At 62.5% G+C, this 15,167-nt stretch carries 15 protein-coding genes; 7 read left to right on the forward strand and 8 right to left on the reverse strand.

What is annotated here, in order from left to right:
• The first annotated feature begins 66 nt into the window (after positions 1 to 66).
• The gene (locus JYG34_RS26045; RefSeq protein WP_213658949.1) at positions 67 to 474 is read left to right on the forward strand and encodes an SMI1/KNR4 family protein; all 408 of its coding nucleotides are present in this window, start codon (positions 67 to 69) and stop codon (positions 472 to 474) included.
• A 138-nt stretch (positions 475 to 612) separates the two neighbouring features.
• On the opposite strand, the gene JYG34_RS26050 is transcribed toward JYG34_RS26045, so the two are convergent.
• Entirely contained in the window at positions 613 to 2,373 is a 1,761-nt protein-coding gene (locus JYG34_RS26050; protein ID WP_213658950.1) for a cation:proton antiporter, read from the reverse strand.
• A gap of 325 nt (positions 2,374 to 2,698) precedes the next feature.
• Between JYG34_RS26050 and JYG34_RS26055 the strand changes: the two genes are divergently transcribed.
• Positions 2,699 to 3,184, forward strand: coding sequence for an acyl-CoA thioesterase (locus tag JYG34_RS26055; protein WP_213658951.1), 486 nt, complete (start codon positions 2,699 to 2,701; stop codon positions 3,182 to 3,184).
• On the opposite strand, the gene pdxY is transcribed toward JYG34_RS26055, so the two are convergent.
• Positions 3,181 to 4,053, reverse strand: coding sequence for a pyridoxal kinase PdxY (pdxY, locus tag JYG34_RS26060; RefSeq protein WP_213658952.1), 873 nt, complete (start codon positions 4,051 to 4,053; stop codon positions 3,181 to 3,183). The two genes, JYG34_RS26055 and pdxY, sit on opposite strands and share 4 nt — an antisense overlap.
• A 120-nt stretch (positions 4,054 to 4,173) precedes the next feature.
• Here pdxY and JYG34_RS26065 point away from each other — a divergent pair, with 120 nt between their 5' ends.
• The gene (locus JYG34_RS26065; protein ID WP_213658953.1) at positions 4,174 to 4,566 is read left to right on the forward strand and encodes a DUF3301 domain-containing protein; all 393 of its coding nucleotides are present in this window, start codon (positions 4,174 to 4,176) and stop codon (positions 4,564 to 4,566) included.
• Here JYG34_RS26065 and JYG34_RS26070 read toward each other — a convergent pair whose 3' ends face one another.
• The 3 genes from JYG34_RS26070 to zigA all read right to left on the reverse strand — a co-directional run bounded on the left by JYG34_RS26070 (position 4,567) and on the right by zigA (position 7,533).
• Positions 4,567 to 5,541 carry a CobW family GTP-binding protein gene (locus tag JYG34_RS26070; protein WP_213658954.1) on the reverse strand — a complete coding sequence of 325 codons (975 nt, stop codon included), beginning with the start codon at positions 5,539 to 5,541 and terminating at the stop codon, positions 4,567 to 4,569.
• A gap of 166 nt (positions 5,542 to 5,707) precedes the next feature.
• Positions 5,708 to 6,328 (reverse strand): DUF1826 domain-containing protein, encoded by a 621-nt coding sequence (locus JYG34_RS26075; protein WP_283811788.1) that lies wholly within the window; start codon positions 6,326 to 6,328, stop codon positions 5,708 to 5,710.
• Complete coding sequence (gene zigA / locus JYG34_RS26080; protein ID WP_213658955.1) at positions 6,325 to 7,533, reverse strand: zinc metallochaperone GTPase ZigA; 1,209 nt, start codon at positions 7,531 to 7,533, stop codon at positions 6,325 to 6,327. Before zigA ends, JYG34_RS26075 begins: the two co-directional genes overlap by 4 nt.
• A gap of 110 nt (positions 7,534 to 7,643) precedes the next feature.
• Between zigA and JYG34_RS26085 the strand changes: the two genes are divergently transcribed.
• On the forward strand, positions 7,644 to 8,021 hold the full coding sequence (locus JYG34_RS26085) for a glutamine synthetase (RefSeq protein WP_213658956.1): 378 nt from the start codon (positions 7,644 to 7,646) through the stop codon (positions 8,019 to 8,021).
• Positions 8,022 to 8,045: 24 nt separating this feature from the next.
• On the forward strand, positions 8,046 to 8,927 hold the full coding sequence (gene folE2 / locus JYG34_RS26090) for a GTP cyclohydrolase FolE2 (protein WP_213658957.1): 882 nt from the start codon (positions 8,046 to 8,048) through the stop codon (positions 8,925 to 8,927).
• A 5-nt stretch (positions 8,928 to 8,932) separates the two neighbouring features.
• On the opposite strand, the gene JYG34_RS26095 is transcribed toward folE2, so the two are convergent.
• Complete coding sequence (locus JYG34_RS26095; protein ID WP_213658958.1) at positions 8,933 to 9,460, reverse strand: DUF3617 domain-containing protein; 528 nt, start codon at positions 9,458 to 9,460, stop codon at positions 8,933 to 8,935.
• A 130-nt stretch (positions 9,461 to 9,590) separates the two neighbouring features.
• On the opposite strand from JYG34_RS26095, the gene cls reads away from it, so the two are divergent.
• Positions 9,591 to 11,030, forward strand: coding sequence for a cardiolipin synthase (gene cls / locus JYG34_RS26100; RefSeq protein WP_213658959.1), 1,440 nt, complete (start codon positions 9,591 to 9,593; stop codon positions 11,028 to 11,030).
• 35 nt (positions 11,031 to 11,065) lie between these two features.
• Here cls and cfaB read toward each other — a convergent pair whose 3' ends face one another.
• Positions 11,066 to 12,250 carry a C17 cyclopropane fatty acid synthase CfaB gene (cfaB, locus tag JYG34_RS26105; protein ID WP_213658960.1) on the reverse strand — a complete coding sequence of 395 codons (1,185 nt, stop codon included), beginning with the start codon at positions 12,248 to 12,250 and terminating at the stop codon, positions 11,066 to 11,068.
• A 209-nt stretch (positions 12,251 to 12,459) separates the two neighbouring features.
• On the opposite strand from cfaB, the gene lpdA reads away from it, so the two are divergent.
• Positions 12,460 to 13,860: a dihydrolipoyl dehydrogenase gene (gene lpdA / locus JYG34_RS26110; RefSeq protein WP_213658961.1), complete on the forward strand. Its 1,401-nt coding sequence runs from the start codon at positions 12,460 to 12,462 to the stop codon at positions 13,858 to 13,860.
• 56 nt (positions 13,861 to 13,916) lie between these two features.
• On the opposite strand, the gene hcnC is transcribed toward lpdA, so the two are convergent.
• Positions 13,917 to 15,167, reverse strand: coding sequence for a cyanide-forming glycine dehydrogenase subunit HcnC (hcnC, locus tag JYG34_RS26115; RefSeq protein WP_213658962.1), 1,251 nt, complete (start codon positions 15,165 to 15,167; stop codon positions 13,917 to 13,919).

The following is a 15,167-nucleotide window of genomic DNA, read 5'->3' on the forward strand; positions in this document are numbered from 1 at the left end:
CTTTTGCCAGAGCGGCCTACTAGGGTATAACGCGCAGCGTTGTCATAAGGTCAGAGGATGTGAACCGTGGAAGAAGTGATCGAACAACTCCGTGAAGCCAACGAGCCGGTGCCGGTGCCACTGGAGCTACCGGACGAGGATCAGCTGGTCGAAGTCGAGGAACAGCTGTTCATCAACATTCCGTTCGTGTTCAAGGAATTCCTGCTGACCGTCAGTGACGTGGTGTATGGCAGCCTGGAGCCGGTGACCGCCACCGACCCGCAATCCCACACCTACCTGCCAGAAGTGGCAGCCAATGCCTGGGACGCTGGCGTCCCTCGCGATCTCATCCCGATCTGCCAGGACGGCGACGATTACTACTGCGTCGAGGAAGACGGCACTGTGGTGCTGTGGTCCGGCGAAGAAGAGATCGTCACCGAAGAAAGCTGGGAGTCGGTGTGGCACTGGGCCCGGGATGTCTGGCTGGAAAGCTGAATGAGAAATATCCGCACAAAATAATGGCTCTTAGCTATCAAGCCTCGTAGAATCGCCAGGCTCTCTGCGCCTGGCGACATCGCTACCGCTCCATCCCCTCGGACGACGATGAAGTCTCGCGCAGAAGGCGTTGCTCGCTCAGTGCGAACTTTCCCGGTTGTTCTCCAGCGTCTCCAGCAAGGCGACTTGCATCCGTGTATGCACCCGGACGAACCAGCGCCATAGCAACGCCACCACCACTGCCGCGACCACCGCGATGATCAGCAACAGTTCATTGGTCGGCAGGATGCTCGCCGACAACGCCGACAGCAGCAGGAAGATCACCAGCAGCGACAGCAGCGGAATCACTTCGGCGATCACGCGCCGCACGCGCTGGGTGTGCCGCCCGGCCATCTCCGGCTTGACCCCCATCTCCGCCAGCAGCATCGACAACGCCTTGAGCTTGCGGTAGGCCGCGATCAGGAACGGCAACGACAGCAGCAAGGCAGCCCCCCAGATCAACGCCTTCTGCTGGCTCAGGTCGTCGACCCACTCGCTGAGCCAGGTACCGATACGCGCGGCGAAATAACCACCGCTGAAAAAGATGGCGATCACCAGCGCCAGGTTCACCCCTACCTGCAACAGGATGCGCCGAATCATCGCCGCCAGCATGGCCCCCTCACCCTGGGGCTGGATGCTGCGCAGCCATTCGCCATACAGCGACAGCACCCGTGCCAGGCGGCTCGGTACCACTTTGCCGAGCTTCAGCGACAACGGGTCGGCCGCGCGGATCAGGTAAGGCGTCAACAAGGTGGTGATGGCCGATACCGCCACCGCGACGGGGTAGAGAAAATCGCTGGTCACCTGCAGGGTCATGCCCAGCGCGGCAATGATGAACGAGAACTCGCCGATCTGCGAAAGCCCCATGCCCACGCGCAGCGAAGTACGTCCGTCGTTGCCGGCAATGAAGGCCCCCATGCCGCAGGAGAGCATCTTGCCCAGCACCACCGCCAGGGTGATCACCACGATCGGCCAGGCGTACTCGACGAGGATCGCCGGGTCGATCATCAAGCCGATGGCGACGAAGAAGATGGCGCTGAACAGGTCGCGAACCGGCTCGATCAAGCGTTCGATCTTCAGCAACTGGCGTGACTCGGCCATGATCGCGCCGATCAGGAAGGCCCCGAGCACCATGCTGTATTCGAGCTTGACCACCAGCAGGCAGAAGCCAAAGCACAGCCCCAGCACGGTGATCAGCAGCATCTCGTTGCTCTCGAACTTCGCCACGTAGGCCAACAGCCGCGGCACCAGCAAGATGCCGATGACCAGCGCGACGATCATGAACAGCGACAGCTTGCCCACGGTGGAGAACACCTCGCCGGAACTGACCGTGCCGCTGACGGCGATGCCCGACAGCAGCGCGATGATGCCAATGCCGAGAATGTCCTCGACGATCAGCACGCCGAAGATCAGTTGGGCGAAGCGCTCGTTCTTCATCTTCAGGTCGTTGAGCGCCTTGACGATGATGGTGGTCGAGGAAATCGCCAGGATCGCCCCGAGGAACAGCGAATCCATGGTGCTCCAACCGAACCAGCGGCCGATCTCGAAACCGATCCAGATCATCAGGACGATTTCCAGGAAGGCGGCGATGAATGCCGTGGCCCCCACCTTGAACAGCTTGCGCAGGCTGAACTCCAGCCCCAGGCAGAACATCAGGAAGATCACCCCCAGTTCAGCCAGGGTCTTGATCGTGTCTTCATCATGAATCAGCCCGAACGGAGGCGTATGCGGGCCGATGATGAAGCCTGCGACGATGTAGCCCAGCACCACGGGCTGCTTGAGGCGGTGGAAGAGAATGGTGACCACCCCGGCGACCAGCATGATCACCGCCAGATCCTGGATGAAGCTGATGGCATGCATGGCGTGGTACTCCTTGTTCTCGATGCACGGGGCGAACCGCTCCTCTGCCGGAAAACCCTGAGCACGGAGCAGGCACATACTGTTTTGATAGACGGAAAAGCCCACGTTGCAGGGGCTTCGTCAGGTTAACATCGCGCCTTGCCACAAATGCCCGATGCAATATGCGGAAACAGATCGGCCGATTCGACACCGCCGATGGCAAAATTGTCGTGACGATGGAGCGTCAGCCGACGTCCCGTACCAGGATGGGAAACCTCAAAAGAGGGGAACAGAAGTGTCTGCAGATACCCGCCCCGATTCAGCGCAAATTCACCGTGAGCTCTCTATGGAACCTGGAAACGCCCAGTTGACCATGACTGTCCTGATGACACCGGACATGGCCAACTTCTCTGGCAACGTACACGGCGGCACCCTGCTCAAGTACCTCGACGAAGTGGCCTATGCCTGCGCCAGCCGTTATGCCGGCACCTACGTGGTCACCCTGTCGGTGGACCAGGTGATCTTCCGCGAACCGGTGCATGTCGGCGAGCTGGTGACTTTCCTGGCCTCGGTCAACTACACCGGCAACACCTCGATGGAAGTGGGTATCAAGGTGGTCACCGAGAACATCCGTGAACGCTCGGTGCGTCACTCCAACAGCTGCTTCTTCACCATGGTCGCGGTCGACGACGACCGCCGCCCGGTGAAAGTGCCAGCGCGCCAGCCCCAGTCCAGCGAAGAGAAGCGCCGCTTCCTGCAGGGCCAGCAGCGCCGCCAGATCCGCCAGGAGCTGGAGCAGCGCTACCAGGACCTGAAGACCGACGCGATCTAGTACGGAAGTCGCTGCGCCTCGAAGCGCACCCGTGGATGGGCGATGCGATCCTGGGCCCGCACCAGCTGCAGTTCGTAGCTGGCGCAGGCCTGGGTTTCCAGTAGCACCTCATGCACCGCCGCCGCCGCGAACTCGAACGCCTGCACGTCGCTGTCCCCCAACAGCAGCCGGGCCATGAACAGCCCCGAGGTCAGGTCCCCCACCCCGACCGGCTGGCGTGGGAAGGCCAGCAAAGGCCGGCGCAGGTGCCAGCTCTCCTCGCTCGTCACCAGCAGCATTTCGAACGCATCGTCGGCGCGCCCAGGGTAGTTCAGGTGCTTGACCAGCACGATACGCGGCCCACGCTCCAGCAGGCCACGGGCCATGCCCACGCAATCCTCGAGGGACTCGGCACGCCGGCCGCAGAAACTGTCCAGTTCAAGCTGGTTGGGGCAGAGTATGTCGGCCTTGGCGACGGCCTCCTCGAGCAGGAACTCGCTCACCTCGGTAGGGACGATGCAGCCCTTTTCGGCGTGGCCCATGACCGGGTCGCACAGGTACAACGCCTTGGGGTTGACCGCCTTGATTCGCGCGACCCCGGCCAGGATCGCCCGGCCTTGCTCGGCGCTGCCCAGATAACCCGACAGCACCGCGTCGCAGTTGCCCAGCTCGCCGATGTTGGAAATGCCTTCCACCAACGCGGGAATTTGCGCTGGGGCAAGCACTTCCCCGGCCCACTGTCCATACTGAGTATGGTTGGAGAACTGCACGGTGTTGAGCGGCCAGACGTTGACCCCGACCCGCTGCATGGGAAACACCGCGGCGCTGTTGCCGGCGTGTCCAAAGACCACGTGGGACTGAATGGCGAGCAAGTGCGGCGTACGTTTCATGCAGGGCTATTCCGAAACTGTGTGGATAAGTGTGCGGCCCGCAGTATGAACCCGATTGCCATCTGTACGACAGGCCAGAGACGCAGTTAAGCTGGATCGACCTGTCTGGAGCTTACGCAAATGCTGACCCTGGAAAACCTTTTCGTCCTGATGCTGGTGGCGACCGCAGGCGCCTGGCTGTGGCACAACCACGGGCTGCGCGAAAAGGCCCTGGCCAGGGTCAAGCAGCATTGCATGAAGCTCGACCTGGAGCTGCTCGATGACGCCGTGGCGCTCAAGCGCATCGCCTTCGTGCGCGATGCCAATGGCAAGAAGCGCCTGGCGCGCATCTACAACTTCGAGTTCACCGTTACCGGTGAGCAACGCCATCCCGGCACCGTCACGCAGTTCGGCGCCCACACCATGCAGATCGAACTCGCGCCCTACCCCTTCGAGATCAAGACGCCGCCGCGCACCGACAACGTCATCGAAATGCAGCAGTGGCGCCAGGAGCACAACCGCTGGCGTAACTGATCAGGCACACAGCCGGCACGCGGCAAGCGCCTCCTGCAGCTCGTCCTCGGGTTGCGCATCGGCGAAAATCAGTTCCACCCGCGAATCCTTGCGCCACTCGCTCGGCTGCCAGTCGGGCAACTGCCCATCGAGCCCATTGAACGACAGCCAGCCCAGGTCGCTGTGGATAACACCCTTGGCCCGGCGCCATGGCCAGATTTGGAGAAAGGCGCGCAATCTTGCCGCGTCGAAGCGTTGGCTGGGGTGCCAGCGCCAGCCGATGCTCCAGCCACCTTCGCCCTGCTGGGCCTGGCATAGCGGCCGAGTTGGGTCTGTCCACAGGGCAGCAAGCGCCGGGATTGGATTATCCACAACCTGTCGATTTGTATCAGAACAATCCTTCCTTTCTGTGGAAAAGCCCGCCAGCCGGGTCAAAGGCAAGGCGCCGTGATCGACCCAAACACTTGGTAACGCGGGCAATCTGCCAGTTATCAACAGGCGGGTCTGGCTGTCCACAGCGGACGACTTGTTCAACACCAGCAACCCTGCAGCGGGCAACGCCAATTGCTGCGCTTCAGGCAAGGCTTCGCCACGGGCCATGGCCTGAGCATCCAGCACCATGAGCAATGGCTGCACAGCCAATACATCCGTCCAGGGTGCTTGCTCAAGTTGTTGCAGCAACTGCTGGGGATGACCCAGCCCCGAAGGCTCGATGAACAAGCGATCGGGGCGTGCCTTGCGCAGGAGACGTGCCAGCCCGACTTGGAACGGCGCGCCGTTGACACAGCAAAGGCAGCCCCCCGCCACTTCGCCAATGGCAATGCCGTCTTCATCGCCTGCCAACAGCGCGGCATCCAAGCCAATCTGCCCAAATTCGTTGACCAGCACCGCCCAGCGTTCATTAGCCGGACGCTGGCTCATCAGATGGCGGATCAAGCTGGTCTTGCCGGCCCCCAACGGGCCGGCGATCACATGGGTAGGGATGTTCTGCAGCATGGCTCGGTGTCGGGTCGGGGTTGATGCAAGTCTATCGCGAGCCAAAGCAACGCGACACACACTCTGTAGGAGCGGCTTCAGCCGCGATCACCCGCGACGCGGGTGCCAGGCACCGCGTTGCACGCATCGCGGCTAAAGCCGCTCCTACAAAGGGGTTGTGAACAACTCAAGCGAGCCAATCCAGGCTCAGCAACAACCGCCGATTGCCTGAAGAAGCCTGCGGCGAACGGTGGATAAGTCCGCCGCCCTCGTTGCCCTGCCATTTCTCGCCCTTGAGCAACGCGACATCACCCACCGCCAGGCGGCGAATGTTATCCACAGGCGGTTGGTCGCTGAGCAAGCGTGATCGATCGATTGCGCCTTCTTCCAACCACTCGCTGCCTGTGCCTGCATAACTGCTCAGCAACCGCAGCGGCACATGATCCACATGGAAACGGGGGCACATCGCATTGTCCAGCACACGCAGACGCAACCCGACCCGTCGAGCGCCCAACAGGCAGGTGTAGGCCGCCACCAGCCAGCACACGTCGGCGACAAAGCCGTCATAGCCATGCAGGTCCTGCGCCTCCCTGAGCAAACCTGGCAGCCGGGGTGGCTGCCGTTCATCCACCTCGATCACCCGCTCATCCGCCAGGGGCTGGCCAAGACTGAGTACCAGCGCGGCGAAATCTTCCACCTGGGCGGGCAGGCGTCGCTGCCATACCGCCAGGTTGATGCCGTCCTGAAGAATCTCCGTCATGATCTGGGGCGACTCGCCGAAAACCTGGCGGATATCCACAGCGCTCACGCGGCCTCCTCTTCGTGCCAGGCACCGAACGGATCAGGCAGCCGTAACCAGGCCAGCGGTCCCAGTTCCATTTCGTCATCATCCAGCAGGCAGGCATCCAGCTCTGTGGATAACCTTGCAAAGTCGATGTTCTGCCCGATGAACACCAGTTCCTGACGACAGTCTCCCGCTTCGGGCGACCACTGCTTGAGAATCGCGGCCCGATCGTCCCCATCCTGCGGCCACTGCTCACGAGGCACAAAGCGCCACCAGCGCCCGGCCAGGCCATGGCGCATCATGCCGCCGGCCTGGGACCAACTGCCGGCTTCCTGGTATTTACTGGCCAGCCAGAAGAACCCCTTGGAGCGCAGCAACCGCCCATTGCTCCAGGGCTTGTGGATAAAGTCATGGAAGCGTTGCGGATGGAACGGCCGGCGCGCCTGCCAGGTGGTGGCAGCGATACCGTACTCCTCGGTTTCCGGCACATGCTCGCCGCGCAGCTCCTTCAACCATCCTGGCGCCTGGGCGGCCTGGTCGAAGTCGAACAGGCCGGTGTCGAGGATGCGCGAAAGCGCGACCTGGCCCATCACCATGGGCAGTATCTGAGCCCGGGCATTGAGGCTGCGCAGGATGGCGATCAACTCTTCGCGTTCGTGCTGGCTGATCAGGTCGATCTTGCTCAACAACAGCACATCGGCGAACTCGACCTGTTCGATCAGCAAATCACTGATCGAACGCTCGTCCTCTTCACCTAGCGTTTCACCACGGCTGGCAAGACTGTCGGCAGCCTGGTAGTCGCGCAGGAAATTGAGGCCGTCGACTACCGTGACCATGGTGTCCAGCCGCGCCATGTCGGAGAGGCTGCGGCCTTGTTCGTCACGGAACGTGAACGTCTCGGCAACCGGCAGGGGTTCGGAGATGCCGGTCGACTCGATCAGCAGGTAATCGAAGCGGCCCTCCCGCGCCAGCCGGGCAACTTCCTCCAGCAGATCCTCGCGCAGGGTGCAGCAGATGCAGCCATTGCTCATCTCCACCAGTTTCTCCTCGGCGCGATTGAGGCTGACATTGCGCTGGACTTCACTGGCATCGATGTTGATTTCACTCATGTCGTTGACGATCACGGCGACACGCAGGTCGTCGCGATTGCGCAAGACGTGGTTGAGCAGCGTGCTCTTGCCGGCGCCCAGGAAGCCGGACAGCACGGTGACGGGAAGACGGTTGGGCATGATGGACCTCATCGGGCGGGCGCATTCGAAACGATGCATTGCATAATGTTATATTATAACAATACAATTTAGCCAAGCCGCTTTGGCCGAACGGTTGTCTGGAGAGCGCCATGAAATCACCTGGCATCGCTGCATTGCTGCTGGTCACCCTGCCGGCCCCGGTATTTGCCATGCCCCACACCGACCTCGCCCTGTGCACCCGCAGCGCCACCTTGCTCGCCTGCCAGGACAGCCAGGGCAACTACTACAGCGTTCGCACCGAAGGCAGCACCTTCTACCTGCGCGGCTATGAAGTGGCAGGCAAACGGTTATGGGCGCAAACCAACAGCCGCTATGGCCCGCTGACCTTCTTCACCGGCCTGGCCAGCGACGGTGAAGCCTGGGTCGGTTACAGCCGGCGTGTCGGCTGGACCACCCTCAATCGTGTTTCCAGTTCCAGCGGCCAACGCTTCGACCTGCATTGCAGCCTGATCGGCGGCTGCCGCTGAACGCCCCCTTCCCAGGAATTTGCCATGACCAGCCTTACCCTTCCCGACATCGCCAAACAGAGTGCACAACAACCCTTGCCACTGGACTGGGTGGGCATGTGCGGTATTGCCGTGCCGTTGCAGTTCGAGGGGCGCCACCTGAGTGCGTTCGCCGATGCGGGGGTCAGCCTGGATGACGGCTCGGCGCGGGGCATTCATATGTCACGGCTGTATCTGGCGCTGGAGGCGCTGGAAGGAGAAGCGCTGACCCCACCGCTCATTCGCCGGGTACTCGGGCAGTTCCTGCTCAGCCATGAGGGCCTTTCGCAGAGCGCCCACCTGCGCCTGCAGTTCGACCACCTGCTCAAACGCCCTGCCCTGGTCAGCCCGCTGGCCGGTTGGAAACGCTATCCCGTGACCATCGACGCACGACTGAACGGTGAAATGTTCCACGTGGAACTATCAGTAGATATTCCCTACTCCTCAACCTGCCCTTGCTCAGCCGCGCTGGCCAGGCAACTGATCCAGGCACAGTTCGACAGGGATTTCGCGGAACAGGCAGCGGACCGGCAAAGCATGAGGGCATGGCTGGGCAGCAGCAGCGGCATCGTTGCAACGCCCCATAGCCAGCGCAGCATGGCGAAGCTACAGATACGCCTGGTGGGGGATGAGATGCCGATCACCGCGTTGATCGACAAGGCCGAAGCAGCCCTGGGCACAGCGGTGCAGACCGCCGTGAAACGTGCCGACGAGCAGGCCTTCGCCTTGGCCAATGGCCAGAACCTGATGTTCTGCGAGGATGCCGCCCGACGCCTGAACCTGGCCTTGCGCCAGATCGATTGGATAGCGGGGTTCACTGTGCGCGTGGAACATGCAGAAAGCCTGCATGCCCACGACGCGGTGGCGGTGAGTCGGTTCCAGAGGTAGAGCGATCAGCTGCGCGGCTTGACTGTTCCACAGTCGTTGCCCAGCCATACCGCGCGGGTGTCCATACTGCCAGCCTGCTGAACCCCAGACGCGTTGAAGGTGCCGTTGACCTTGGTCAGGAACTCCCGGTCGCTGAGGAACGTGGCCTGGCCTTGCCCCTGGGCCTTCGGGCAACTGAACTGGAACTTCCAGACTTTGCCATTGCGCTCGGTGATCTTCTGGGTGCACCCGGACTGCGGGTCCTGCAGCGGGATGTCATTGGTGCGGACCTGCTCCGGCGTCAGGCACGAACGCACGCCCTTGCCGCCCACGCTGATACCCTGCTTGGCCAGCACCCCCTCCATCATTGCCCGTTGTTCGGGCGGCAGGTTCTTCAGTTGGCCCAGCATGAAGGCCATGTCCGGCAATGGCTTGCCATCGACCTGCATGTTGCTGGTGGTGAGCTCCCACAAGCCAGGTTGCAACATCTGCGCATGTACCAACGGGCTGCCCAGCCCCAGGACCAGGGCAAGCAGTGGCAGGCGAATCTTCATGGATCTAGGCTCCTCGAAATACCGGCTCCGGCCGGACTGTGCCGTTAGACGTCATTTTCCCCTACAGGTTGCAGCCCACCCCACTAACGTGGTCTGTTAAGCAGGACTGTGATTGGCAAGCAGGATGCGTATGGATTACCACAGCCCCTACTTCTTCGGTTACTTGATCGGCCTGATTCATCTGCTCGGCATCATCGCCGCGCTGCACGCGGTGTTCACCGTACGCACCGCCCAAGGTGCGATCGCCTGGGCCTTGTCATTACTGTTCATCCCCTACTTCACCCTCATCCCTTACCTGATCTTCGGTGCCCGCTCGTTCTACGCCTACATCCAGGCGCGTCGCCAGGCCAACCAGGAAATGCACGTGGCCATGGCCAACCTCAACTGGCGCCCCTGGGTGGAAGAGGCGTTGACCGCGCGCGAGTCCGACAGTTACGCAGCCTTGCGAGCAATGCCCAAGCTCGGGCGGATGCCTTGCCTAGCCAATAATGAAGTCAAGCTGCTGATCGACGGCGAAGCCACCTTCAAGGCGATCTTCGCAGCCATCGACGCAGCCCGGCACACGGTGCTGGTGCAATTCTTCATCATTCACGACGATACCCTGGGCAGGCAGTTGCAACAGTTGCTGATACGAAAGGCCGCCGAAGGGGTGCAGGTATTCGTGCTCTATGACCGGGTCGGCAGCCACGCCTTGCCGGGCAGCTACAGCCAGGTGCTGCGCGACGGCGGTGTGCAGATCCAGGCGTTCGCCACCCGCCGCGGCTGGTTCAACCGCTTCCAGGTCAACTTCCGCAACCACCGCAAGATCGTCGTGGTGGATGGCGTGCGTGGCTTCCTCGGTGGGCACAACGTGGGTGATGAGTACCTCGGCGCCAATCCCCATCTATCGCCCTGGCGCGATACCCACGTGCAGATCGCCGGCCCGGTGCTGGCCTGCCTGCAGGAGTCGTTCGCCGAGGACTGGTACTGGGCCACGCGCCAGCTGCCACCGCTGATCCTGCCAGACACCTACCCCGAAAACGGCGTGCTCTGCCAGGCGCTGGCCAGCGGGCCGGCGGACCCACAGGAAACCTGTGCGCTGTTCTTCCTCGAGGCTATCCACTCGGCTACCCGCCGGGTGTGGATCACCAGCCCCTACTTCATCCCCGACGAAGCGATTTTCGCAGCCCTGCGCCTGGCCGTGCTGCGCGGGGTGGATGTTCGCGTCCTGATCCCCTCGCGCCCGGATCATCGCATCGTCTACGCCGCCTCCAGCCTGTTCGCCTTCGAGGCGGTGCGCGCCGGGGTGCGCATGTTCCGTTACCAGCCGGGGTTCCTGCATCAGAAGGTGGTGCTGGTGGACGATGAGGTAAGCGCCATCGGCAGCGCCAACCTGGACAACCGCTCCTTCCGCCTGAATTTCGAGATCACCCTGCTGACCGTCGATCGCGCCTTCGCGGATCAGGTGGAACAAATGCTGCAAAGCGACTTCGACCAGGCCCGGGAGATCACGGCGGAGGACAGCCGTGACACCCACCGCCTGCAACAGTTGGGGATGCGCATCGCGCGATTGATTTCACCGATTCTCTAAAGACAAGGGCCTGCTTGAAGCAGGCCCTTGGCGTCTCAGCGGTAGAGATCCTCACGCGTCCACGGCAGGTCATGGTGCCCATCCGCATAAGGCTTCACGGCGAGAATCTGGTGCAGGTTGATCCAACCCTTGGAGAACGCGTAGGCACAGCCGGCCAGATACAGGCGCCAGATACGCAGGGCCTGCTCAGGCACCAGCGCTGCTGCGCGGTGCAGCTGGTTCTCCAGGTTCTCGCTCCAATGGTTGAGGGTCTTGGCATAGTGCAGGCGCAAGCTCTCCACATCGACCACTTCCAGGCCCACCTCACCAATGCTGGCGCTGATCATCGAGATGTGCGGCAGCTCGCCATGGGGGAAGACATAGCGGTCGATGAACTCACCCGCACCACGCCCGACCGGCCGGCCGTCCACATGCTTGGCGGTGATGCCGTGGTTCATCACCAGGCCACCCTCGCGCACCGCGCTGAACAACTTCCGGCAATACAGTTCCAGGTTGGCGTGGCCGACATGTTCGAACATGCCCACACTGACCACCTTGTCGAAACGGCCATCCTCGGGCAGGTCGCGGTAGTCGAGTATCTGCAGATCGACCTTATCTTCCAGCCCCTCTTCCTTGACCCGTTCACGGGCCAGCTGCAATTGCTCCTTGCTCAGGGTGATACCGAACACCCTGGTGCCGTATTCACGGGCGGCGAAACGCGCCAGCCCACCCCAGCCGCAACCGACATCGAGCAGGTAGTCCCCGGCCTGCAAGCGCAGCTTGCGGCACAGGAGATCGAACTTGTCCTGTTGCGCCTGGGCCAGGGTGTTGTCGGGCTCCTTGAAGTAGGCGCAGGAGTAGGCCATGTCCGGATCCAACCACAGCTGATAGAACTCGTTGGACAGGTCGTAGTGATAGGAGATGGCTTCGGCGTCGGTGCGCTTGTCGTGCGCGGTACGGACGGCCCGCGGTTCGTCTTCACCCTTGAGCAGCGCTTCACTGAGCTCGTCACAGACGCGGATGACCTCGCCGATATCGCCTTCCAGCTCCAGCTTGCCCTCGACGAAGGCTGCACCCAGCTCGGCCAGGCTGGGGTGGGTGAGCTGGGCGATCAGTTGGGGTTCCTTGACCAGGATGGTGACCTGCGGGCTGGGCCCCAGATCGAAGTGGTTGCCGTCCCACAGCTTGACGCGCAAAGGCAAGTGCAGGCTCTGCAACGCGGGTGGAAGTTGCGCAAGCATTCATGACCCTCCCTATCTTTGATTCGGGACGCCACGCCTTACATTACGGACGTCACCGGATCAGGGTAGTTCATTCGTGCGAAGTTTCCGTTAATCGCGACCATGGTCCAGCACTATCTGGCGCGGCAAGGCCAACAGATTGTATACAATCCTTCGCACTCGGACTAACCTTGTGCCCCTCTTCGCTTCCTCACTCTGGAGTAGAACCCATGAAATCCTATGACGTGGTGATCATCGGCGGCGGCCCCGGCGGCTACAACGCAGCCATCCGTGCCGGCCAGCTGGGTCTGAGCGTGGCCTGTGTCGAAGGCCGTTCGACCCTCGGCGGCACCTGCCTGAACGTGGGCTGCATGCCCTCCAAGGCACTGCTGCATGCCTCCGAGCTGTTCGAAGCGGCCAGTGGCGAGGAATTCGCGCACCTGGGTATCGAGGTCAAGCCGACCCTGAACCTGGCCCAGATGATGAAGCAGAAAGACGAAAGCGTGACCGGCCTGACCAAGGGCATCGAGTACCTGTTCCGCAAGAACAAGGTCGACTGGGTCAAGGGCTGGGGCCGCCTGGATGGCGTTGGCAAGGTGATCGTCAAGGCCGAGGATGGCAGCGAGACCCTCCTGCAGGCCAAGGATATCGTCATCGCCACCGGCTCCGAACCCACGCCACTGCCCGGCGTGACCATCGACAACCAGCGCATCGTCGACTCCACCGGCGCGCTCGCCCTGCCCCAGGTTCCCAAGCACCTGGTGGTGATCGGTGCCGGTGTGATCGGCCTGGAGTTGGGGTCAGTCTGGCGTCGCCTGGGGGCTGAAGTGACCGTGATCGAGTACCTGGACCGCATCTGCCCAGGCACCGACAACGAGACTGCGAAGACGCTGCAGAAGGCCTTGGCCAAGCAGGGCATGACCTTCAAGCTCGGCAGCAAGGTGACTCAGGCCACGGCCTCGGCCGACGGTGTCAGCCTGACCCTGGAGCCCGCCGCCGGTGGCACCGCCGAAACCCTGCAGGCCGACTATGTGCTGGTGGCCATCGGCCGGCGCCCGTACACCCAAGGCCTGAACCTGGAGAGCGTGGGGCTGGAAACCGACAAGCGCGGCATGCTCGCCAACGATCACCACCGTAGTTCGGTGCCCGGCATCTGGGTGATCGGCGACGTCACCTCAGGCCCCATGCTGGCGCACAAGGCCGAGGACGAAGCGGTCGCCTGCATCGAGCGCATCGCCGGCAAGCCCCACGAGGTCAACTACAACCTGATCCCGGGTGTCATCTATACCCGCCCTGAAATGGCCACGGTCGGCAAGACCGAAGAACAGCTCAAGGCCGAGGGCCGCGCCTACAAGGTCGGCAAGTTCCCCTTCACCGCCAACAGCCGCGCCAAGATCAACCACGAGACCGAGGGCTTCGCCAAGGTCATCGCCGATGCCAACACCGACGAGGTGCTGGGCGTGCACCTGGTCGGTCCGAGCGTCAGCGAGATGATCGGTGAGTTCTGCGTGGCGATGGAGTTCGCCGCCTCCGCCGAAGACATCGCCCTGATCTGCCACCCCCACCCGACCCGCTCCGAGGCCCTGCGCCAGGCGGCGATGAATGTGGATGGCAAGGCAATGCAGATCTGATCGCCCCGCCGGCAGGCTCGCTCCCCCGCAGGAGCCGGCTTGCCGGCGAACCGTCTTCAGCCATGCGCCAGCTTCTTGTCCGCCCCCTCCCGAAACCGCGAGGCCAGGAAAGGCGTGATATCCAGCGGCAACGCCTCATTGTGGATAACCTTGTCCAACAGCACCCCGGTAATGGCCGACGTGAGAATCCCGGTACGGAAGTGTCCACAGGCATTGAAATAGCCCTGAACATTATCCACAGGCCCGAGAATCGGCAGCTCATCCGGCGACCCCGGCCGTAGCCCGGCCCAGGTACGCTTGAGGTTGACCTGTGCCAGCTGCGGTACGCAACGTATCGCCCCCTGCACCAATCCATTGATCTCCGGGAAGGTGTTGCTGACATCGAAGCCCTTCTCTTCGGTCGTACTGCCGATCAGAATCTCGCCGTTGTCCTTCTGCGCCATGTAGCAATCGCTGGTGGTCAGGCAGCCATCGAGCAGCTTGGGCAAGCGCTCGGTCAGGACGATCTGCCCTTTCACCGGCTTGACCGGGATACTCTCGCCGGTTGCCCATTCACTCAGCTCGGCCGCCCAGGCGCCAGCGGCGTTGATCAATGTGCCGCAGTGGAACTCGCCGGCTTCGGCGGTGCGCACGCCCTTGATCCGCGAACCTTCGTGCAGTACGCCGGTGATGTTCACGTTGGGGTACAGGTCGACGCCGTTCTGCCGCGCCGCCTCCATGAACGCATCGCCCAGGCGGAATGGGCTGACCTGGTGATCGCACAGGAACTCCAGCGCACCGGTGGCCTTCAATGTCACCGCAGGCTCGGTGGCACGCAGTGCATCGCGGTCAAGCCAGCGTACCTGGTCGGCCAGGTGGGGGATCTGCTTGACGATGTGCTCGGCGTACAGCTGGTCCTCTTCATCCTGGATGATGTACTTGAGCCCGGTGCGCTCGAACTTGAAGTCCATGCCGTGGCGCTCGATCAGTTCCTGGTGCAGCTGTGGATAAATCGCATTGGACTGCAGGGCGAAGTCGAAGAAGCACTGCGGCAGGATATGCGGCGTGCTGGAATCGACCGCCACGGCCGCGCCGTGGGCTTCGCGCTTGCTGCGCGTGGACATCATGCGGAAGAAGATCACCCCGCAGCCCAGCCCCACCGATTCACCGATGGCCCACAAACCGCCTGCCGAAGCTCGGGTGGCGTTGCCTGGGCGCTTGCAGTCGATCAGCGCGATCTTCAGGTTGCCGCGCTTGGACAACTGGTAGGCACAGGACGCGCCGATCACCCCGCCGCCCGCGATGATGATGTCGTAATGCTTGTTCAT

Source organism: Pseudomonas entomophila (assembly GCF_018417595.1).
Lineage (GTDB): Bacteria > Pseudomonadota > Gammaproteobacteria > Pseudomonadales > Pseudomonadaceae > Aquipseudomonas > Aquipseudomonas entomophila_C.